Source organism: Pseudomonas orientalis, from assembly GCF_002934065.1.
GTDB classification, from domain to species: Bacteria; Pseudomonadota; Gammaproteobacteria; order Pseudomonadales; family Pseudomonadaceae; genus Aquipseudomonas; species Aquipseudomonas orientalis_A.
In genome coordinates this window covers 469,565-490,324 of record NZ_CP018049.1, presented here as the reverse complement: position 1 = coordinate 490,324, position 20,760 = coordinate 469,565, and the positions used below count along the sequence as shown (strand labels likewise).

Sequence of the window (20,760 nt, the reverse complement as noted above, 5' to 3'; positions counted from 1 at the left end):
GAACAGTGTGGGAGGGGGCTTGCCCCCGATAGCGGTGGGTCAGCTACAAATAAGCTGGCTGACATACCGCCATCGGGGGCAAGCCCCCTCCCACATTTGACCGCGTTTTAACTTCAGACCACGGAGACTTCTCGGTCCATCATCTGGCTGACCAGCATGACGCCCAGTTAGCTCAGTTGATGGATAGCCAAAGCCACATCGCGGTGTTCACCGGTGAGGTCGTTGGATAGATTGAGCAATAAGGTGCGGACCGAGGAGAAGGTTTCGTAGCTGTTGATGACCAGCGCTTCGGTGGGGAGGTTGGGTGTAACGGTGAATAAATTCATATTTTCGTTCTCTGCCAGGGCCATCGCCTGCTTGCTACTAAACAAGGGGCGGCAGCTGTACGCAGGTTAGTAGACCGGTAGAACGAAAGCAAAACCCGGCGCACCCGAAGGTGCCCTGCGCACAGCCACCATCGACAGGCAAGAAGCGCCATGCTTTTGGAGCGGTGCACATGCTTTGGTCTGAGTGGGCTACTAAACCCGATCACTGAACATTCAGCGACCGGCAAACCTTAGAGACCCCCATCCAGACGCACAAGCCGGCGGATTCTGGCGTAGCTGTAGGCAAGGTTACAAGGCTTATCCCCTGCTGCCAGACCGCTCCTACAGCCTTCGTAGGATAAGTCCCAGAAACCCAACTGGAATGCAATCCAAATGTGGGAGGGGGCTTGCCCCCTCCCACATTGGGTCTGTGTAGCCCTTAGGATCAGGCGTTTTCCAGCAGGTTATGCAATTCAACAAACTGCTGCGTCAGCTTGTGCCGTGGGTCCAGGTGAATCAGCGGCTTGCTCTCCTGGTGCGACTCACGCATGCGCACCGAACTGGCCAGGTACACCGGCAGCACCGGCAGCCCTTCGGCAATCATTTCATCGAGTATCTGTTGCGGCAGGCTTGCCCGGGCCTGGAACTGGTTGACCACGATACCTTCCACTTCCAGGCCTTCGTTATGGTCTTCCTTCAATTCTTCGATTTCAGCCAACAGGCCATACAGGGCCTGGCGCGAGAAGCTGTCGCAATCGAAGGGGATCAGCACGCGATCAGCGGCAATCAGCGCCGAAACCGCATAAAAATTCAACGCCGGGGGCGTGTCCAGGTAGATACGGTCGTAATCCTCGCTCAACTCATCCAGCAGCTTTCGCAGCTTGTTGATCTTGTGCTTGGCCTCGAGCTTGGGCTGCAGGTCCGCCAGCTCCGGGGTGGCGGTGATGACATGCAGGTTGTCGAAGGGCGTCTCGTAGATATCCACCTTGTTCTTCTTGGAAAACGGCCCGGAAGACAGGGTCTGCTTGAAAAAATCGGCGATTCCCACGGGGATGTCGTCACCGGTAAGCCCGGTGAGGTACTGGGTGGAGTTGCCCTGTGCATCGAGGTCCACCAACAGGGTTCGATAACCTTCGCTGGCGCTGACCGCCGCCAGGTTGCAGGCGATGCTGGACTTGCCCACGCCGCCTTTCTGATTGAACACCACGCGCCGCATGGAAAAGCCTCCGTGTCTCAATGAATAACCCGAGTGTAGAGCGCAAAAGCGCCGGTTAGCTACCTCGTTCATCCCTGCGCTGTGTCTGGCTCACAAATGAATGGGAGCGCTCCCACAATCCAGTTCGACCCTCTGTCGCACACAACGGTAAATTTCAACGACTTTTTTTGTAACCAACAGCGAACAAATTTTAACCAAAATTTGCTAGAACCCCACGGCACCGGGATAATGCGCGCCATTCGGCCATTGCCCTCTGTCCCGGAATCCGGGGCCATTGGCCGCACATGGAAGCCCGCAGGGGCGGGATAACTTCTCAGTGATCAACTTCAACATCGCCCAATGGCGCGCCTGGGCTCCTAGCCTTGAGAGTGCGGACGACTGGCACGCCTGGTGCCGGGACCCGGTGTTGCTGCCTGTCAGCGACGCGTCCCCCGATGTGTCATTTTTGCCAGCTATGCAGCGCCGCCGCCTGAGCCGTCTGGCGCGCATGGCGTTCAGCGTCGGCTGGCCACTGGCTGAAGGCCTTGAAGACCTGCCGCTGGTGTTCATTTCCCGCCACGGCGAAACCCCACGCACCCTCGATATCCTCAGCGACCTGGCCAACGAGCAGCCGCTGTCGCCGACCCAGTTCAGCCTGTCGGTGCATAACGCGGTGATTGGCCTGTGGTCGATCCTGCGCAATGAAACCAGCGAGATGACCGCCCTTGCAGCCGCCGGTGATGGCCTCGAACACGGCCTGCTCGAAGCCGCCGCATTGCTCAACGAAGGCGCCCCGGCCGTATTGCTGATAATTACCGAAGAACAACCGCCCGAGGCGTATGCCAGCTGGATCGCTGACGTGCCCTTCCCCTATGCCCTGGGCCTGTTGCTGACGCCGGGCGACGAGTGGCAACTGGAACTAAACAGCAGCGCTGTCCAACTCACTCAAACCCAGTGGCCCCACGCCCTGAACCTGCTGCGCACCCTGCTGACCGAACAGGGCGCCTGCCAACATGCCTGGAAGAACCGAGTATGGAACTGGCGACGCAAGTCCTGAACGACAAACCACGGCAGGCCTATTACTGGCGCCTGTTCGCCACGGCCGCCAGCTTCTTTGTGTTCGGCGTCGGCGGGCTGTGCCTGCGCTTGCTGGTGTTCCCGCTGCTCAGTTGCCTGCCGGGCGACGCCGGGCAGCATCAACGACGCGCGCGCCACACCATCAGTTGCCTGTTCTGGTTCTTCATTCGCCTGATGAAACGCCTGGGCATCCTCACGTACAGCGTCGAAGGCGCGGAAAAACTCGGCCGCCCGGGGCAGATGATCGTCGCCAACCACCCCTCGCTGATCGATGTCGTGTTCCTGATCGGCCTGATGCGCCAGACCAATTGCGTGGTCAAGCAGAGCCTGTTCCAGAACCCGTTCACCCGCGGCCCGGTGCGCGACGCCGGCTACATCAGCAACGATGGCAGCGCCGACATGCTCGACGCCGCTGCCGATGCCCTGCGCGCGGGGCAAACCCTGATCATTTTTCCCGAGGGCACCCGCACCACACCCGGCGCGCCACCGGCCTTTCATCGCGGCGGCGCGGCGATTGCGCTACGCGGTGCGACCCTCATCACCCCGGTGGTGATCAAGGTCAGCCCCACCACCCTGACCAAGGCCGAGCCCTGGTATCGCATTCCCAAATGCCGATTCCACTTCAGTTTGCGCGTGGGTGCCGATATAGAACCACACGCGTTTGCCGCACTGGGCCCCGCGCCCCAGGCGTCACGCAAGCTCAACGATTACCTGCATCACTATTTCATTAAGGAGCTCGCCGAAGATGAGCGACCAACACCGCCTTGAGCACGATATAAAGCTGCTGATCATCGAGGCCCTGGGCCTGGAAGACATCAGCGCCGACGACATCGGCAGCGACCAGACCCTGTTCGGCGAAGGCCTGGGCCTGGACTCGGTCGACGCCCTGGAGCTGGGTCTGGCCATCCAGAAAACGTACGGCATCAAGATCGATGCCGACGCCAAGGACACGCGCAATCACTTCACCAACGTGGCCAGCCTTGCGGCATTCGTCACAGCCAGACAGGCAGCTTGAGACCGGACCATGCAAACTCGTGACGATATTTTCAACACCCTGCGCGCCGCCCTGGTGGAACTGTTTGAACTGGAACCCGAGCGCGTCACCCTGGACGCCAACCTGTACCAGGACCTGGAAATCGACAGCATTGATGCCGTGGACCTGATCGACCATATCAAGCGCCAGACCGGCAAGAAGATCGCCGCCGAGGAGTTCAAGGCGGTGCGTACCGTCAATGACGTGGTTGAGGCGGTGTACCGTCTGGTCCAACCCGCCGCATGAGCCGGCTGATCGGCCTTGGCCTGTTGCTGGCGGGGCTGCTGTACCCCTTTGCGGTGTATTACGGCACCGAGCATTTTGCCCCATGGCAATTTGGCCTGCTGCTGGGCGGCCTGTGGCTGCTGCGCGCGTTCACCGCCGCGCGACGCCCCGGCAGTCGCTGGATGGCGCTGGTGGTGATTGTGTTTTGCCTGGCGCTCGCCTGGTTCGATAACCCGCAGTGGCTGCGCTGGTACCCCAGCCTGGTCAGCGGGTTCATGCTGGCGCTGTTCGGCCTGAGCCTGAAATACGGGCCGCCGATGGTCGAGCGCCTGGCACGCATGACCGAGCCGGACCTGCCGTCGAACGCGGTGCTGTATACACGTCAGGTCACCGTGGTGTGGAGTGTGTTTTTTCTGTGTAATGGCCTGCTCGCCGCTGCCCTCACCCTGTGGGCGCCGCTGAGCTGGTGGACGTTGTACAACGGCTTGATCGCCTACGGGCTGATGGGACTGTTGTTTGCCGTGGAATGGCTGGTACGACAAAGGGTTCGAGGCCGCGTATGAAAGGTTTGAAACTTGAACATCTGCTGCTCGAGCCGCAGGAACAGCGCCGGGTCACCACTGAGCCCGCGCTCGATCATGCGCAACTGATGGAGCAGGCCCTGCGCCTGGCGGCTGGCCTGCAAGCGCGCGGCATCCAGCGCCTGGCGGTGCACCTGGAGGACGCCGGCGTGCTGGCAATTGCCTTGCTCGGCGCTTGGCGTGCCGGGGTCAGCGTGCTGCTCCCCGCCGACCTGCAGCCGCAAACCCGTCAGCGCTGGGATGCCGTGGTCGATGCCTGGCTGACGGACGCTGCGGACCTTGAAGCGTTGTACCAGACGCCACTGAGCCCAGCCGCCCTCGACCTCGATAGCTGCCAACTGAGCCTGTGCACCTCCGGCTCCAGCGGTGAACCCAAGCGCATCGACAAGTCCCTGCGCCAGCTGGCCAATGAGGTCCAGGCGCTGGAGGCATTGTGGGGCGCGGACCTGAAAGACGCCTGCATTATCGGCAGCGTCGCCACCCAACACATCTACGGCTTGCTGTTCCGCGTGCTGTGGCCTCTGTGCGCCGGTCGCACGTTTTTGCGCAGGCAACTGGCATTCCCCGAGGACATGCAGCGCGCCAGTCGCGAGCATTCGCCATTCGCCTGGGTGGCCAGCCCGGCGCTGCTCAAGCGCATGGGCGATAACCTCGACTGGCCGGCGCTGAGCCAGGTCTCACGGGTGTTTTCCTCAGGGGGAGCCTTGCCTGTCGAAGCCGCCGGCAGCCTCTATGACCGCTTGCAGCAGTGGCCGACGGAAATCCTCGGCAGTTCGGAAACCGGCGGCATCGCCTGGCGCCAGGGCGCACAACCCTGGCAGCCGTTTGCCGACGTTCATCTGAGCCAGGCCGCCGACGGTGCCCTGCGCATCGCCTCGCCCTACCTGCCCGCCGGGCATATCGAACAGACCGCCGACGCCGCGCGCATCCATGCCGATGGCCGCTTCGAACTGCTCGGCCGCCTGGACCGCATCGTCAAGCTGGAAGAAAAACGCATCGCTCTACCGATGCTCGAACAGGCATTGATGACCCATCCGTGGGTCGCTGAAACCCGCCTGGGCGTGGTGCAGGAAAACCGCGCGTCACTCGGTGCCCTGGTGGTACTGAGCGCCAAGGGCCTGCATGTTCTGCGCAACCAGGGCCGGCGCACGGTGACCCAAACCCTGCGCCAGCACCTGAGCCAGCATTGCGAAGCCCTGGCCTTGCCCCGCCGCTGGCGTTTGTTGCGCCAACTGCCGCTCAACAGCCAGGGCAAGCTGCCCCAGGCCGATATCGAGGCGCTGTTGCTGGCCCCCCGCCCCAAGGCGCCGGACGTGCTGGCGCAGGTCGAAACCGACGGCGAATGGACATTGCAACTGAGCGTGCCGCCCGACCTGGCCTATTTCAGCGGGCATTTTCCAGTCACGCCTGTGCTGCCGGGCGTGGTGCAAGTGGAATGGGCCTTCAACCTGGGCCAGCAACTGCTCGACTTGCCGAGTACGTTTGCCGGTATGGAAGTGCTCAAGTTCCAGCAACTGGTACGCCCCGGCGATCACATTCAATTGCACCTGCGCTTTGAACAAGAGCGCGGCAAGCTGTACTTCGCCTATCGCAATGGGGATGCGGCCTGCTCAAGCGGCCGGATCGTACTGGAGACCGCGCATGCATAACCCCTGCGCCCTGATCCCGGTCTACAACCACGAAACCGCCGTGCCCGCCGTGGTGCGCAGCCTGCTGAGCAGCGGCCTGCCCTGCCTGTTGGTGGACGACGGCAGCAGCCAGGCCTGCGCGGCGGTGCTTACACAACTGGCGACGCTGGATAACGTCACCCTGCTGACGCTGTCCCGCAACCAGGGCAAGGGCGCCGCCGTCATGGCGGGCTTTCGCGAAGCCGCGCGCCTGGGCTACAGCCACGCCCTGCAAGTGGACGCCGACGGCCAGCACGACCTGCGCGAAGTCGAGACCTTTATCGACACGTCCCGCAGGCACCCCGACGCGATCATCTGCGGCTATCCCGAATACGACGAAAGCGTGCCCAAGGGCCGCCTCTACGCGCGCTACCTGACCCACGTGTGGGTGTGGATCAACACCTTGTCATTGCAGATTCGCGACTCGATGTGCGGCTTTCGCGTGTACCCGCTGGCACCCACGCTGGCGCTGATGGACTCGGTCTACATCGGCACGCGCATGGATTTCGACTCGGACATCCTCGTGCGCCTGGCCTGGCGCAACCAGCCGATGCGCTGGCTGCCGACCCAGGTGCATTACCCCGCCGACGGCCTGTCGCACTTTCGCCTGTTGCGCGACAACGCGCGCATCAGCGCCATGCATACGCGACTGTTCTTCGGCATGCTGGTGCGCGCGCCCGCCATCCTGTGGCGCCGGTGGCAGGCATGAGCGAGCGCAGCAAACACTGGGCCGACCGCGAGGAGCGCGGCAGCTTCCGGCTGATGAAACTCACGGCGTTCGCGGCAAAGATTCTTGGCCGGCGCCTGTTGAGCCCGTTGCTCTACAGCATCGTGTTCTACTTCTTTGTGTTCGGCCGCACCGCGCGCCGGAGCGCCTGGCAATACCAGCAGCGCCTGGCGCAGTGGAGTGGGCGTGCCGAGCTGCAGCCGAGCCACGCCAAGGTCTTCGGCCAGTTCATGGCCTTCGCCGACTCTCTGCTCGACAAGCTCGACGTGTGGAACGGCAAGCTGCGCCTGGAGCAAATCGAAATCAATGACCCGGCGCAATTGCGCGGCCAGTTGCGTGGCGAGCGCGGGCAGATGCTGGTGGGCGCGCACCTGGGCAATCTGGAAGTGTGCCGCGCGCTGGCGGAGATCGGTGAACAGGTCACCATGAACGTGCTGGTGCACACCAAGCACGCCGAGCGTTTCAACCGCCTGCTGGGCGAAGCGGGCGCGACCCATTTGCGCCTGATCCAGGTCAGCGAGCTGGACCCGGCCACCATGCTGCTGCTCAGCCAGCGCCTGGACGACGGCGAATGGCTGGCGATTGCCGGCGACCGCATCCCGCTGCACGGCGGGCGCACGGTGCACGTGGATTTCCTCGGGCACCAGGCCGCGTTCCCCCAGGGCCCGTGGCTGCTGGCCGGCCTGCTCAAGTGCCCGGTCAACCTGCTGATGTGCCTCAAGCACCAGGGCCGCTATCGCCTGACCATCGAGCCCTTCGCGCCATTGATCGAATGGAAGCGCAGCACCCGTGAGCAGGTCATCGCCCTGTGGGCCGCTCGCTACGCCGCACGCCTGGGCCAGTTCTGCCTGCAAGCGCCGCAACAATGGTTCAACTTTTACCCTTTCTGGAAGACCGATGACCACGTCTCTTGAGCCGATCACCTTTGGCGAACGCCCCCTGCGCATCGAAGACGTCCTGGCCCTGGCCAACCGTCAGGTGCCCACTCGCTTGCAGGACGATGCCGCGTATCGCCGGCGCATCGCCAAAGGCGCGCAGTTTCTTGATTCGCTGCTGGACAAGGAAGGCGTGATCTACGGCGTGACCACCGGCTACGGCGACTCCTGCGTGGTGGCGGTGCCGCTCGAACACGTCGAGGCGCTGCCGCGTCATCTGTACACCTTCCACGGTTGCGGCCTGGGCAAGTTGCTCGATGCCCAAGCCACCCGCGCCGTGCTGGCGGCGCGCTTGCAGTCGCTGTGCCATGGCGTGTCCGGGGTGCGCGTGGAACTGCTCGAGCGCCTGCACGGATTCCTCGAACACGACGTGCTGCCGCTGATCCCTGAAGAAGGCTCGGTAGGCGCCAGCGGTGACCTGACGCCGCTGTCGTATGTGGCGGCCACCTTGTCCGGCGAACGTGAAGTGCTGTTTGGTGGCGAGCGCCGCTTGGCTGCCGATGTACACCGTGAGCTGGGCTGGGAACCCTTGGTGCTGCGCCCCAAGGAAGCCCTGGCGTTGATGAACGGCACAGCGGTAATGACCGGCATTGCCTGCCTCGCCTTCGCCCGCGCCGACTACCTGCTGCAGCTGGCCACGCGCATCACCGCGCTGAATGTGGTGGCGCTGCAAGGCAACCCGGAACACTTCGACGAACGCCTGTTCGCCGCCAAGCCCCATCCCGGGCAAATGCAAGTCGCCGCCTGGCTGCGCCAGGACCTGGCCATCGATGCACCGACGGCCCCGCTGCACCGCCTGCAGGATCGCTACTCCCTGCGCTGCGCCCCCCATGTACTCGGCGTGCTGGCCGACAGCCTGAACTGGCTGCGTTCGTTTATCGAAATCGAACTGAACAGCGCCAACGACAACCCGATCATCGATGCCGAAGAGGAACGCGTGCTGCACGGCGGGCACTTCTACGGCGGGCACATTGCCTTTGCCATGGACAGCCTCAAGACCCTGGTGGCCAATGTCGCGGACCTGCTCGACCGCCAACTGGCGCTGCTGGTGGACGTGCGTTACAACCACGGCCTGCCGAGCAACCTGTCGGGCGCGCCGGCCGAGCGCGCAATGATCAACCATGGCTTCAAGGCCGTACAGATCGGCACCAGCGCCTGGACCGCCGAAGCGCTGAAGAACACCATGCCGGCCAGCGTGTTCTCGCGCTCGACCGAGTGCCATAACCAGGACAAGGTCAGCATGGGCACCATCGCCGCCCGCGATGCGATCCGCGTGCTCGATCTGACCGAACAGGTCGCCGCCGCCACCTTGCTCGCCGCCAACCAGGGCGTGTGGCTGCGTGCCCAGGCTGACGATGCACGGCCGTTGCCACCGGCACTGGCGGCGATGCACGAAGAACTGGCCAGGGACTTCCCGCCGGTCATCGAAGACCGCGCCCTGGAAGGCGAACTGCGCCTGTGCCTGCAACGCATCGCCGAGCAACACTGGAGGCTGCATGCGTAGCCCCGGCGTGTTGCACTGCGACACTCAAATCCTCGTGCCGTTTTTCGACATCGACACCATGCACGTCGTATGGCACGGGCATTACGTGAAATACCTGGAAGTGGCGCGCTGCGCGTTGCTGGACAAGATCGGCCATAACTACACCGCGATGCTCGACGCCGGCTATGCCTGGCCGGTGATCGACATGCAGCTGCGCTACGTGCGCGGCGCCACCTTCGGCCAAACGATCAACGTGCGCGCCAGCCTGGTGGAGTGGGAGAACCGTTTGAAAATCAATTACCTGATTACCGATCTGGCCAGCGGCGAACGCTTGACCCGCGCCAGCACCGTGCAGGTCGCGGTAGAAATCGCCAGCCGCGAAATGCAGCTTGCCTCCCCAACAATATTCACCAACGCCGTCGAAAGGGCCCTGAAATGAGATCCCCTGCAGGAGCGAGCTTGCTCGCGAAGATCGCCAACGATAACGCGGGGCGCCTGACACCCCGTGGGGCCCTCAGGTTTTTCGCGAGCAAGCTCGCTCCTACAGTGGCCGTCGCATTGCTGAGCTTCAACGCCCATGCCTTCGACCTGCAACAACTGAGCGATCAACTGGCCAAACCCAGCGTGATCCACGGCAACTTCATCCAGGAAAAACACCTGCGCGCCCTGCCCCAGCCGCTGGTCAGCAAGGGCACTTTCGTGCTCGCCAAGGACCACGGCCTGTTGTGGCTGCTCAAAACCCCGCTGCAGCAGGACTATCGCATCACCAGTCAGGGCATCGCCCGGCGTGACGCCAACGGCTGGCATCTGCTGCCGAACAAGAGCGCCGGCACCGAGCAGAATCGACTGTTCCTCGCGGTGCTTCAGGGCGACAGCAGCGGCTTGCAGCGTGACTTCGACCTGCAACTGCAAGGCCAGGCGCAAGACTGGAAGCTCACGCTGATTCCGCGCTCACTGCTGCTCAAGCAAGTATTCACCCAAATCAATATCGATGGCGGCGCGCTAGTGAAGACCATCGAGCTGTTGGAAGCCCAGGGCGACAGCACCGTACTGCGCATGCAGGACAGCAGCGCCGACCAACCGTTGAGCGATGCGGAGCAACACGACTTTGCCCAGTGAGCGCCTGCTGCCGCGCCTGTTCCTGATCCTGCTGGTGGCCGTGCTGGCACTGGCCGGCTGGCAGTGGCGTCACGGTGCGCCTTTGTCGGCGAATCTGATGGAGCTGGTGCCCGGCAGTACGCCGGACGCCCTGGAGCTGCAAGCCGAGCAGCGCGTGCAGGAACCGCTGAACCGCGAAATGCTGGTGCTGGTGGGGCATGCCGACCGTCAGCAAGCACTGACCGTGGCGCAGCAACTGGCCGAGCGCTGGCAGGCCAGCGGCCTGTTTGAAAAGGTGCAGTGGAACCTGCAGGCCGACTTGCCGGCGCTGCGCGAACAACTGCTGCGCGGCCGGCTGGCGATGCTGTCGGCCAGGGACCGCGAGCAACTGATCGAACAACCTGACGCCTTCATCCAGCAGCGTGTGCAGTCACTGTTCGACCCCTTCACCGGCTTCAGCCTGGTGCCGAGCCAGGACGACTGGCTGGGCCTGACCGGGCGCATCCAGAACAGCCAGCCACAACACGGCGCGGTACAGCTGGATATCGGCAGCGGCGCGTTGATCGCCGATGCCGACGGCAAAAGCTGGGTGCTCCTGCGGGCGCGCACCACCGGCAATGCATTCGACATGAAACTGCCGCTGCACGTGGCGGATTTGCTCCAGGCCAGTCGCGCCCAAGCCGGCGAGCAAGGCGTGCAACTGCTCGCCGCCAGTGGCCTGCTCTATGCGGCCAACGGGCAGCAGCAAGCCACGCGGGAGATGACCTGGGTCGGCGGCGGCGCAACCCTGGGCATCCTGATATTGCTGCTGCTGGCGTTCCGACGTTGGCGGGTGTTGCTGGCGTTCGTGCCGGTGATGGTCGGCATGCTGTTTGGCGCAGTGGCCTGTGTGGCGCTGTTCGGCCATATGCATGTGATGACCCTGGTGCTGGGCTCGAGCCTGATCGGCGTGGCGGTGGATTACCCGCTGCACTACCTGTCCAAAAGCTGGAGCCTGCAACCGTGGCGCAGCTGGCCGGCATTGCGCCTGACCCTGCCGGGGCTGAGCCTGAGCCTGGCCACCAGTTGCATCGGCTACCTGGCGCTGGCCTGGACGCCGTTCCCGGCGCTGACGCAAATCGCGGTGTTCTCGGCAGCCGGTCTGGTCGGCGCTTATCTGTGCGCCGTGTGCCTGCTGCCGGCACTGCTTAGCGGCGTCGAACTGCGCCCGGCGCAATGGCCGCTGCGCATCGCCGAACGCTTGTGGCAGTGGCGGGCGGCATTGATCAAGCGCGTGCCCGGCGCCGTGTTGCTGGTGTGGGTGCTGCTGTTCTGCGCCGGTGGCCTGTGGCAATTGAACAGTAAAAACGATATCCGCCAGTGGATCGGCGCGCCGCCGCAATTGCTGCAGGAAGCCCAGGCCGTGGCGCGCATTACCGGGTTCCAGCCCACCAGCCAGTTCTTCCTGGTGCGCGCCGACAACCAGCAGCAGTTACTGGAGCGCCAGGCCGCGCTGGGCCAGCGCCTGGATCAACTGGTGAATATGGACAAGCTCCAGGGTTACCTGGCGCTGAATCAACTGGTCAACCTGCCCGCCGAACAGCAGCAACTGCGCGATGCGCTCAATAAGCTTGAGCAGCATTGGCAACCGTTGCTGGACATCGGCATCCCCGTCGATGCGCTGCAAGCTGAAGTCGCGCAGTTGCAGGCGCTGCCCACCGAAGACATCGACGCCGCGCTCAAAGGCCCCCTGGCCGAGCCCTGGCGCACGCTGTGGCTGGGCAAGGTAGACGGCGGCGTGGCGGCGATGGTCAGCCTGCAAGGCCTGAACAACCCGGCGTTGCTGCGGGTGCAGGCGGTGGATCTGCCCGGTGTGCAATTGGTGGATCGCCTGGGTGATTTGAACCGTGTGTTTGCCGACACTCAAATCAGCGCGGCCGAATTGAAATTGCTGTCCTGTGGGCTGATCGTGCTGCTGTTGATGCTGCCCTTCGGCTTCACCGGCGCCTTGCGCGTCGTCGCGCTGCCGTTGCTGGCGGCGCTGTGCAGCCTGGCCAGCCTCGGTTGGCTGGGCCAGCCGCTGACCCTGTTCAGCCTGTTCGGCCTGCTGCTGGTCACGGCCATCAGCGTCGACTACGCGATCCTGATGCGCGAGCAGATCGGCGGGGCCGCCGTCAGCCTGCTGGGAACCTTACTGGCGGCGCTGACCACTTGGTTATCGTTCGGCCTGCTGGCCGTCTCCAGTACCCCGGCGGTGAGCAATTTCGGCCTGTCGGTCAGCCTCGGCCTGGCATTCAGCTTTATGCTGGCGCCCTGGGCCGGGCAACAAAAGCACGCCTTATGAATGTGAATATCGCCAAAGTGGCAAGGAGCCTTCGTGCCCACAGTTGAAATGGAACGTCGCCAGGTGGTGGTGATCGGTGCCGGGCCATCCGGGGCCATCGCGGCCGCGCTGCTCAAGCGCAAAGGGCATGATGTATTGATTATCGAGCGCCAGTATTTCCCGCGTTTCTCGATTGGCGAAAGCCTGCTGTCGCACTGCATCGACTTCATCGAAGAAGCCGGCATGCTCGACGCCGTGCAGGCTGCCGGCTTTCAACTGAAAACCGGTGCGGCGTTCACCTGGGGCGAGCGTTACAGTGCGTTCGATTTCGGTGACACCTTCAGCCAGGGCAAACCGACGACTTTCCAGGTGCAGCGTGCCGAGTTCGACAAGCTGCTGGCCGATCAGGCGGCGTTGCAGGGTGTGGAAATCCGCTACGGCGAAAGCATCGTCGGCGTGGATTTTTCCGCCAGCCATCGCTACCTGCACGTACGCCGCGAAAATGGCAGCGAGTACCACCTCAAGACCACATTCGTGCTGGATGCCAGTGGCTATGGCCGCGTGCTGCCGCGCCTGCTGGACCTCGAAGTGCCGTCCGGTTTCCCGCTGCGCCAGGCCGTGTTCACCCACGTCGAAGACCGCATCGAACACCCAGGCTTCGACCGTACCAAGATTCTGATAACCACCCATCCCCTGCAGCGTGATATCTGGTTCTGGACCATCCCGTTCAGCAACGGCCGATGCTCGGTGGGCGTGGTCGCGGCCAAGGAACATTTCGACGGCCGTGACCACGATCTGGATGCCTGCCTGCGCAGCTTTATCGACGAAACCCCAAGCCTGTCCGGCGTACTGCAGAACGCCGTGTGGGACACCCCGGCGCGCAGCATCGGCGGCTATTCGGCCAACGTCAAAACCCTGCACGGCCCGGGTTTTGCGCTGTTGGGCAACGCGGCGGAATTTCTCGACCCGGTGTTCTCCTCCGGCGTCACCATCGCCATGCGCTCGGCGAGCATGGCCGCGGGCGTGCTGCATCGCCAACTGCAAGGCGAAGCGGTGGACTGGCAAACCGAGTTTGCCGAACCGTTGAAGCGCGGCGTCGACACCTTCCGCTGCTACGTCGAGGGCTGGTACGCCGGGACGTTCCAGGACGTGATTTTCCACGCCGGCAGTTCGCCGCAGATTCGCCGCATGATCAGTTCGATCCTCGCCGGCTACGCCTGGGATGAACGCAACCCGTTTGTCAGCGAGCCCAAGCGCCGCCTGCGGATGCTGTCGCAAATCTGTGCGAGTGAGCCGGTATGACCAGCCCTGCGGTTGAAAAGAACTACCTGAGTAAAAACTACGTCGAAGAAACCCGCTTCGGCTTCTGGTTCCTGCGCAGCCACACCTGGCAGCATCACGTGTTGCGCGTGGCGATCAATGACCTGCGCAGCCTGTTCAGCGAGCCGCTGCCGGTGGCGCCGGTATTGCTCGACGCCGGCTGCGGCCAGGGCAAATCGTTCAAGTTGCTGCAGCAGGTATTTGCGCCCGCGCGCCTGATCGGCCTGGATGCCGACCCTCACAGCCTGGCACTGAGCCGCGAAGAAGCCACTCGCCAGGGCCTGGCCGTGGAGTTGATCGGCAGCGACTGCGCCACCCTCGAGGTACCCGACGCCAGCGTCGATATTGTGTTTTGCCACCAGACCTTTCACCACCTGGTCGAGCAGCATCGCGCCCTCAAGGAGTTCTATCGGGTGCTCAAGCCGGGTGGCTATTTGCTGTTTGCCGAATCCACCGAAGCCTACATCGACACCTGGGTGATTCGCTGGCTCTTCCGCCACCCCATGCATGTGCAGAAAAGCGCCGAGCAGTACCTGGACATGCTGCGCGAGCAGGGCTTTGAATTCGGTGCGCAGAATGTCTCGTACCCCTATCTGTGGTGGAGCCGCTCCAGCGATTTCGGCCTGCTGGAACGTTGGGGCCTGCGCAAGGCGCCGCCGGTGGGCCAGCGCGAGGAAACCCTGGTCAACTGCGTGGCGCGCAAGCCGGCAGAGGCCGTGCGTTCATGATCCGCTGGTTGTTGATGAGTTGCCTGTTGCTGCTCGGCGCGTGCGCCAGCCAGGCGCCGTTGCCGCAAACCATGCCCGCCCTGAACTTGCCGATGCAGCTGCATGTACAACGCCTGGAGGGCGAACTCAGCCAGGATTGGCTGCTGGTGATCCAGCGTGAAGGCCGGGCGATTCGCTGGTCGATGATGGACCCGTTGGGCATTCCCCAGGCCCGGCAGAAGTTGATCGACGGCGAGTGGCAGGCCGATGGCTTGCTGCCGCCCAACCCCCAGGCCCGAGCGCTGTTCGCCGCGCTGTTGTTTGCCCTGGCCTCGGCGGATGACCTGCGTGCGCTGTATCCTGCGGCCCAGGCCATGGACCTTACGCGAACGCTGCCGGGCCATTGGCAAATCGTCTATCAGTCTTCAGAGGTGTTCAGCGTGAACATGGTGGGCCAACCGTTGAGCTATCGCATTACCCCGCTGGGCGTGGGCAAATGAGCGCCTACCTCAATGCCCTGGGCGTGATCTGTGCCCTCGGTCGCGGCCAGGCCGAGGTCAGCCGCAGCCTGTTTGCCGGCGACTGTGGCGGCATGCGCGCCGAGAGCGGCTGGGTGCCCGAGCGCGTGGTGCCGGTCGCGGCCGTGCGCGGCGAGCTGGCGCCCCTTCCGGCACAGTTGGGCCAGCAGAGCAGCCGCAATAACCAGCTGCTGCTGGAAGCGGCGGTGCAGATCGAAGTCTCGATCCGCCAGGCGATCCACACCTACGGCCCCTCACGGGTCGGCGTTGTGCTGGGCACCAGCACGTCGGGCATCGACGAGGCCAGTCGCGGCATTGCCCACTACCTGCGCGATAACGCCTTTCCCGGCGACTACGACTACCAGCAGCAGGAACTCAGCGCGCCGGCGAATTTCCTCGCCGACTGGCTGCAATTGAGCGGCCCGGCCTATGTAATTTCCACCGCCTGCACCTCCAGCGCCCGCGCGTTGATGAGTGCCCGGCGCCTGCTCGACCTGGGCCTGTGCGATGCGGTGATCTGCGGGGGCGTCGACAGCTTGTGCAGGCTGACGCTGAACGGCTTTACCGCACTGGAAGCGGTGTCTGCCGAGCGCTGCAATCCGTTTTCGGTGAACCGCAACGGCATCAATATCGGCGAAGCGGCGGTGGTGTTCCTGATGAGCCGTGAGCCGGCGCCGGTCGCCCTGCTGGGCAGCGGCGCCAGCAGCGACGCGCACCATATCTCCGCCCCCGAGCCCACCGGCAAAGGCGCGTTGCAGGCCATGCGCAAGGCCCTGGCCCAGGCGAAACTCGCGCCCGAGCAGATCGGCTACCTGAACCTGCACGGCACCGCCACCCAGCACAACGACGCCATGGAAAGCCTGGCGGTCGCCAGCCTGTTTCCGGGCGGGGTGGCCTGCTCCTCGACCAAACCCATGAGCGGCCACACCCTCGGCGCGGCGGGCGCACTGGAAGCGGCGTTCTGCTGGTTGAGCCTGACGCACGGGCGAGTCCCTCCCCATGTGTGGGACGGTCACGTCGACCCGGCGCTGCCCGCCTTGCAGTGGGCACACCAGGACGACACCTTGAAAAAACCTTATTTGATGAGCAACTCGTTTGCCTTTGGCGGCAACAACGTCAGCCTGATTATTGGAGAGGCCCCATGATCGCTTGGCCACTCGCCGAACTGCTGCCCCATGCGGGCGACATGATCCTGATCGACCAGGTGCTGTCGTTCGATGAAGAGCAGGTGCACACCCGTCTCACCGTCAAGCCCGGCGGCCTGTTCAGCCAGCCTGACGGCAGCCTGCCGGCCTGGGTCGGTATCGAGCTGATGGCGCAAAGCGTCGCCGCCTATGCCGGGTGCCGCGCGCGCCAGCAAGGCCACGCGGTGGAACTGGGCTTCCTGCTGGGCACGCGAAAATTCGAGTGCAACGTGGCGCACTTTCCCGCCGGCGTCGAGCTGACTATCCACGGCCTGCGCTCGCTGGAGGACGACAACGGCATGGGGGTGTTCGAATGCCACCTCACCGGCGACGGCATCCAGGCCAGCGCACGCTTGAACGTATTTCGACCGCCCCAGGCGGCCACCTATTTAGATGAATCGAAGGACGAAACGCCATGACTGAATCCGTACTGGTCACCGGCTCCAGCCGTGGCATCGGCCGCGCCATTGCCCTGCGCCTGGCCCAGGCCGGGCATGACATCGTGCTGCATTGCCGCAGTGGCCGCGCCGAAGCCGACGCGGTACAGGCCGAAATCGAAGCCCTGGGCCGCCAGGCGCGGGTGCTGCAATTCGATGTTGCCGATCGCGCGGCGTGCAAGGAAATCCTGGAGGCCGACGTCGAGCAACATGGCGCCTATTACGGCGTGGTGCTCAATGCCGGCCTGACCCGCGACGGCGCGTTCCCGGCGCTCTCGGAAGACGACTGGGACGTGGTGATGCGCACCAACCTCGACGGGTTCTACAACGTGCTGCACCCGGTGATGATGCCGATGATCCGTCGTCGCGCCGCCGGGCGCATCGTGTGCATCACCTCGGTGTCCGGGCTGATCGGCAACCGCGGCCAGGTCAACTACAGCGCCTCCAAGGCGGGCTTGATCGGCGCAGCCAAGGCGCTGGCCATCGAGCTCGGCAAGCGCAAGATCACCGTCAACTGTGTGGCACCGGGCTTGATCGACACCGCCATGCTGGACGAAAACGTGCCGGTCGAAGAACTGATGAAAATGATCCCGGCGCAGCGCATGGGCACTCCGGAAGAAGTGGCCGGCGCGGTGAATTTCCTGATGTCGGCCGAGGCAGGCTATATCACGCGCCAAGTGTTGGCCGTGAATGGGGGCCTGTGCTGATGAAACGCGTTGTCGTCACCGGCATGGCCGGCATGACCTCCCTGGGCAGCGACTGGGACACCATCGCGGCCAACTTTCGCGCCAACCGCAGCGGCATCCGGCGCATGGATGAATGGGACCGCTTCACCGAATTGAACACGCGCCTGGCCGGGCCGATTGACGATTTCGCCGTCCCCGCGCACTGGACCCGCAAGCAGCTGCGCAGCATGGGCCGCGTCTCGCGCCTGGCGGTGTGGGCGGCGGAGCAGGCGTTGCAGGACGCCGGCTTGCTTGGCGACGCGTCGATCAAGGACGGGCGCATGGGCGTGGCCTGTGGCTCGTCCACCGGCAGCACCGATGAGATCAAGGCGTTCGGCAATATGCTGCTGAACTCGGTGGCCGAGGGCCTGAATGCCAATTCCTATGTGCGCATGATGCCGCACACCACGGCGGCGAATATCAGCATCTTCTTCGGCCTGACCGGGCGCCTGATCCCCACCTCCAGCGCCTGCACCAGCGGCAGCCAGGGCATCGGTTATGCCTACGAGGCCATCAAGTTCGGCCGCCTGCCGTTGATGCTCGCCGGCGGCGCCGAAGAGCTGTGCCCCACCGAGGCTATGGTGTTCGACGCGCTTTACGCCACCAGCCTGAAAAACGACGCACCGCAAACCAGTCCACGCCCCTACGACAGCGGACGCGATGGCCTGGTGATCGGTGAAGGCGGCGGCATGCTGGTGCTTGAAGAGCTGGAACACGCACTGACACGGGGTGCGCATATCCACGCCGAACTGGTCGGCTTTGGCAGCAATGCCGACGGCCAGCACACCACCCGCCCGGAACAGAAAACCATGCGCCGCGCCATGGAGCTGGCGCTGGAAGACGCCGGGCTTGAACCGTCCGCCATCGGCTACGTGAATGGCCACGGCACAGCCACCGACCAGGGCGACATCGCCGAAACCCTGGCCACCAGCAGCCTGTTCGGCAGCCGCATGCCCATCAGTTCGCAGAAGAGTTTCCTGGGCCACACCCTGGGCGCGTGCGGGGCGCTGGAGTCGTGGTTCAGCATCGAGATGATGAACCGCGACCAGTACGTGCACACCTTCAACCTGGACTCGGTCGACCCGCAATGCGGTGAGCTGGATTACCTGCAAGGTGGCTTTCGCCAGATGCACAACGACTACGTGATGAACAACAACTTTGCCTTTGGCGGCGTCAACACCTCGCTGATCTTTCGCCGCTGGTCCTGACTTTTTAATCGATTGGAGAAAACGGAATGTCTTCCCTGCTACGCGCCACCCTGATTGCCCTGGCCCTGTTGACCGCCGCCGGTTGCACCAGTAAACCGGTGCTCAACACCCAGCACGAGCTGCCGGCCACGCCCCAGCGCAGCGAAGAAACAATGAAACAGGTGATCGTCGCCGCCCTGCAAAAACGCGAGTGGACGGTACAACGCCTGAGCCCGCAACTGGTGCAGGCCGACATCACCGTGCGCGGCCAGTTCTATGCCGCCATCGACATCCGCTACACCCGCAACAGCTACGCCATCAGCTACCGCGACAGCCGCGAACTGGGCTACAAGGACGGCAAGATCCATCGCAACTACAACCGTTGGGTGAGCATGCTGGATCGGGACATTCTGGCGGGGTTGCGCGCGGCGGGGATGCAGTAACCCAGAAACGACAAAGGGCGCCTTTCGGCGCCCTCTTCACAAACAGGTTGGCTTGTCATCGCCGCTTCCTGCCTGGCTCTGCGATGGCTGGTTGCCCAGGATCCTCAGAGTCTCACAAGCCCCTTTCGGGAACTCGGCCAGTATGCCTGAAAACAGGTTGCCTGCAATCAGTGGCAAAACGCCGTCCATCCAGATGCTGCTTTATCGCAAGCCGAGCGCACTGCGCACCGCCGCTTTTATCGCCACAAACTGGTCATGGGTAAGCTCTGCAATTTTGTAAGTTCGTTTGCCATGACGATCTTTACTTTTTATTCGATCCAATCGGCCCAGGCTCACTGTCGCGACAATGTCGCATTTAGCCCAGCATGTCGGACTCGCGCCTTGAAGGTGACTATCAAGCTGCAAATGATGCTCCAACACCTGCTGTGGAGCCGTAGTGCTTAGCGGCACCACCGTTACGAGCAGCTTATTGGTTCGGTGTTTGCGTATCACAATAACGGGCCGGATCTTGATGATTTCCGGAACCTCATAACCGCGAAAATCACAAATCAACACGCTGCCCTCCTTGGGCTGGTAGAGAAGTGCCATCCATATCACTCGGTTGAGAAAAAGTGATTCTGCGCACATTTCCGGCCAATCACTAAGCTGGTTGCGTTACCTGATATGTGAACATACCTACGCCACCGCCCTACGCGTCAACAATTCCACAAACGCCCTCGCCATCGGCGTCTGCGCGCCCTTGCGCTGCACCAGCCATACCGCGGTCACCGCTTCCGGGTCCAGCAACGTGCGATACACCACGCCGTCGATCCGTATTCGTTGATACGACGCCGGCAGCACCGATACGCCCAATCCCGCCGCCACCAGGCCGATGATGGTCATCGCCTCCCCCGCCTCCTGGGCGACATGCGGGCTGAAGCCGGCGTCACGGCACAGGCTGAGCAGTTGCGCATAGAGACCGCTGCCGTAGGTACGCGGGAAAAACACGAACGGCTCTTCTGCCAACTGCGCCAGGTGCAAGCCGCGCTCGCTGCCCTGGGCCAACGGGTGCCCGGCGTTCAGTACCGCCACCAGGGGCTCGCGCATCAGCTCGACCACACACAGTGAGTCGGGCAACGGCAAAGGCCGCATCAGCCCGACCTGGATCGATTCATCCACCAGCGACTCGGCCACCTCGGTGCTGCTCATTTCCTGCAGGCTCAAGTGCACGGCTGGAAAGGCTTGGCGAAACGCAAAGATCGCCTGGGGGATGCTGGCGTTGAATGGCGCCGACGAGGTGAATCCGATTTTCAGCTCTCCCAGCTCTCCCATCTGCGCCCGCCGCGCGACGTCCGCCGCTTTATCCACTTGCGCCAGCACCAGGCGCGCCTCGTGCAGAAACAGGCGTCCCGCTTCGCTCAGCTCGACCCGACGATTGGTCCGCTCAAACAACCGCGCCCCCACCTCTTGCTCCAATGCCTGGATCTGCTGGCTCAGTGGCGGTTGCGAGATGCCCAGCACCTGCGCGGCGCGGCCGAAATGCAGCTCCTCGGCGACGGCGATGAAGTACCGCAAATGACGTAATTCCATGCCAGCCTCATTAGGTCGTTAAAGCTATCAAACAGGTCGAAC

24 protein-coding genes are annotated in these 20,760 nt (G+C 63.5%); 20 read left to right on the top strand and 4 right to left on the bottom strand.

Translation table 11 applies throughout. The annotated features are described in order from the left end of the window. Nucleotides 1-167: 167 nt before the first annotated feature. Nucleotides 168-326, bottom strand: coding sequence for a DUF6124 family protein (locus tag BOP93_RS02130; RefSeq protein WP_205885785.1), 159 nt, complete (start codon nt 324-326; stop codon nt 168-170). A 424-nt stretch (nt 327-750) separates the two neighbouring features. After that, entirely contained in the window at nt 751-1,521 is a 771-nt protein-coding gene (locus tag BOP93_RS02125; protein WP_104501387.1) for a ParA family protein, read from the bottom strand. Between the two features lie 316 nt (nt 1,522-1,837). On the opposite strand from BOP93_RS02125, the gene BOP93_RS02120 reads away from it, so the two are divergent. The 20 genes from BOP93_RS02120 to BOP93_RS02025 are packed head-to-tail and all read left to right on the top strand — an operon-like array spanning nt 1,838 to nt 19,149. Further along, a complete protein-coding gene (locus BOP93_RS02120; RefSeq protein ID WP_104501386.1) occupies nt 1,838-2,557 on the top strand; it encodes a beta-ketoacyl synthase chain length factor in 720 nt (239 codons plus the stop codon). Beyond that, on the top strand, nt 2,533-3,345 hold the full coding sequence (locus tag BOP93_RS02115; RefSeq protein ID WP_104501385.1) for a lysophospholipid acyltransferase family protein: 813 nt from the start codon (nt 2,533-2,535) through the stop codon (nt 3,343-3,345). The genes BOP93_RS02120 and BOP93_RS02115 overlap by 25 nt, the downstream gene beginning before the upstream one ends. After that, entirely contained in the window at nt 3,323-3,592 is a 270-nt protein-coding gene (locus BOP93_RS02110) for a phosphopantetheine-binding protein (protein WP_027604978.1), read from the top strand. The genes BOP93_RS02115 and BOP93_RS02110 overlap by 23 nt, the downstream gene beginning before the upstream one ends. 9 nt (nt 3,593-3,601) lie before the next feature. Next, nucleotides 3,602-3,856 (top strand): acyl carrier protein, encoded by a 255-nt coding sequence (locus BOP93_RS02105; RefSeq protein WP_104501384.1) that lies wholly within the window; start codon nt 3,602-3,604, stop codon nt 3,854-3,856. Beyond that, a complete protein-coding gene (locus BOP93_RS02100; protein ID WP_104501383.1) occupies nt 3,853-4,398 on the top strand; it encodes a hypothetical protein in 546 nt (181 codons plus the stop codon). The genes BOP93_RS02105 and BOP93_RS02100 overlap by 4 nt, the downstream gene beginning before the upstream one ends. Beyond that, the gene (locus BOP93_RS02095) at nt 4,395-6,065 is read left to right on the top strand and encodes an acyl-CoA synthetase family protein (RefSeq protein WP_104501382.1); all 1,671 of its coding nucleotides are present in this window, start codon (nt 4,395-4,397) and stop codon (nt 6,063-6,065) included. Before BOP93_RS02100 ends, BOP93_RS02095 begins: the two co-directional genes overlap by 4 nt. Continuing rightward, on the top strand, nt 6,058-6,792 hold the full coding sequence (locus BOP93_RS02090) for a glycosyltransferase family 2 protein (RefSeq protein WP_104501381.1): 735 nt from the start codon (nt 6,058-6,060) through the stop codon (nt 6,790-6,792). The genes BOP93_RS02095 and BOP93_RS02090 overlap by 8 nt, the downstream gene beginning before the upstream one ends. Continuing rightward, nucleotides 6,789-7,724, top strand: coding sequence for a glycosyl transferase (locus BOP93_RS02085; protein WP_104501380.1), 936 nt, complete (start codon nt 6,789-6,791; stop codon nt 7,722-7,724). Before BOP93_RS02090 ends, BOP93_RS02085 begins: the two co-directional genes overlap by 4 nt. Beyond that, a complete protein-coding gene (locus BOP93_RS02080) occupies nt 7,708-9,249 on the top strand; it encodes an HAL/PAL/TAL family ammonia-lyase (RefSeq protein ID WP_104501379.1) in 1,542 nt (513 codons plus the stop codon). The genes BOP93_RS02085 and BOP93_RS02080 overlap by 17 nt, the downstream gene beginning before the upstream one ends. Further along, on the top strand, nt 9,242-9,667 hold the full coding sequence (locus BOP93_RS02075; RefSeq protein ID WP_065897121.1) for an acyl-CoA thioesterase: 426 nt from the start codon (nt 9,242-9,244) through the stop codon (nt 9,665-9,667). The genes BOP93_RS02080 and BOP93_RS02075 overlap by 8 nt, the downstream gene beginning before the upstream one ends. Continuing rightward, entirely contained in the window at nt 9,664-10,347 is a 684-nt protein-coding gene (locus BOP93_RS02070; protein ID WP_104501378.1) for an outer membrane lipoprotein carrier protein LolA, read from the top strand. The genes BOP93_RS02075 and BOP93_RS02070 overlap by 4 nt, the downstream gene beginning before the upstream one ends. Further along, nucleotides 10,319-12,649, top strand: a complete 2,331-nt coding sequence (locus tag BOP93_RS02065) for an MMPL family transporter (RefSeq protein WP_104501377.1) — start codon at nt 10,319-10,321, stop codon at nt 12,647-12,649. Before BOP93_RS02070 ends, BOP93_RS02065 begins: the two co-directional genes overlap by 29 nt. A 33-nt stretch (nt 12,650-12,682) precedes the next feature. Next, nucleotides 12,683-13,930: an NAD(P)/FAD-dependent oxidoreductase gene (locus tag BOP93_RS02060; RefSeq protein ID WP_104501376.1), complete on the top strand. Its 1,248-nt coding sequence runs from the start codon at nt 12,683-12,685 to the stop codon at nt 13,928-13,930. Then, nucleotides 13,927-14,676 (top strand): class I SAM-dependent methyltransferase, encoded by a 750-nt coding sequence (locus BOP93_RS02055; RefSeq protein ID WP_104501375.1) that lies wholly within the window; start codon nt 13,927-13,929, stop codon nt 14,674-14,676. The genes BOP93_RS02060 and BOP93_RS02055 overlap by 4 nt, the downstream gene beginning before the upstream one ends. Further along, complete coding sequence (locus tag BOP93_RS02050) at nt 14,673-15,155, top strand: hypothetical protein (RefSeq protein WP_104501374.1); 483 nt, start codon at nt 14,673-14,675, stop codon at nt 15,153-15,155. Before BOP93_RS02055 ends, BOP93_RS02050 begins: the two co-directional genes overlap by 4 nt. Next, nucleotides 15,152-16,318, top strand: coding sequence for a beta-ketoacyl-[acyl-carrier-protein] synthase family protein (locus BOP93_RS02045; RefSeq protein ID WP_104501373.1), 1,167 nt, complete (start codon nt 15,152-15,154; stop codon nt 16,316-16,318). The genes BOP93_RS02050 and BOP93_RS02045 overlap by 4 nt, the downstream gene beginning before the upstream one ends. Beyond that, nucleotides 16,315-16,776 (top strand): hotdog family protein, encoded by a 462-nt coding sequence (locus tag BOP93_RS02040; protein ID WP_104501372.1) that lies wholly within the window; start codon nt 16,315-16,317, stop codon nt 16,774-16,776. The genes BOP93_RS02045 and BOP93_RS02040 overlap by 4 nt, the downstream gene beginning before the upstream one ends. Further along, nucleotides 16,773-17,501: a 3-oxoacyl-ACP reductase FabG gene (gene fabG / locus BOP93_RS02035; RefSeq protein WP_104501371.1), complete on the top strand. Its 729-nt coding sequence runs from the start codon at nt 16,773-16,775 to the stop codon at nt 17,499-17,501. The genes BOP93_RS02040 and fabG overlap by 4 nt, the downstream gene beginning before the upstream one ends. Further along, nucleotides 17,501-18,727, top strand: coding sequence for a beta-ketoacyl-ACP synthase (locus tag BOP93_RS02030; RefSeq protein WP_104501370.1), 1,227 nt, complete (start codon nt 17,501-17,503; stop codon nt 18,725-18,727). The genes fabG and BOP93_RS02030 overlap by 1 nt, the downstream gene beginning before the upstream one ends. Nucleotides 18,728-18,753: 26 nt before the next feature. Then, nucleotides 18,754-19,149, top strand: a complete 396-nt coding sequence (locus BOP93_RS02025; protein WP_104501369.1) for a hypothetical protein — start codon at nt 18,754-18,756, stop codon at nt 19,147-19,149. A gap of 201 nt (nt 19,150-19,350) precedes the next feature. Here BOP93_RS02025 and BOP93_RS02020 read toward each other — a convergent pair whose 3' ends face one another. Both BOP93_RS02020 and BOP93_RS02015 read right to left on the bottom strand, forming a co-directional pair. Further along, entirely contained in the window at nt 19,351-19,737 is a 387-nt protein-coding gene (locus BOP93_RS02020; protein ID WP_065883096.1) for a type II toxin-antitoxin system PemK/MazF family toxin, read from the bottom strand. An 87-nt stretch (nt 19,738-19,824) separates the two neighbouring features. Next, nucleotides 19,825-20,718: a LysR family transcriptional regulator gene (locus tag BOP93_RS02015; RefSeq protein ID WP_104501368.1), complete on the bottom strand. Its 894-nt coding sequence runs from the start codon at nt 20,716-20,718 to the stop codon at nt 19,825-19,827. Nucleotides 20,719-20,760 lie beyond the last annotated feature (42 nt).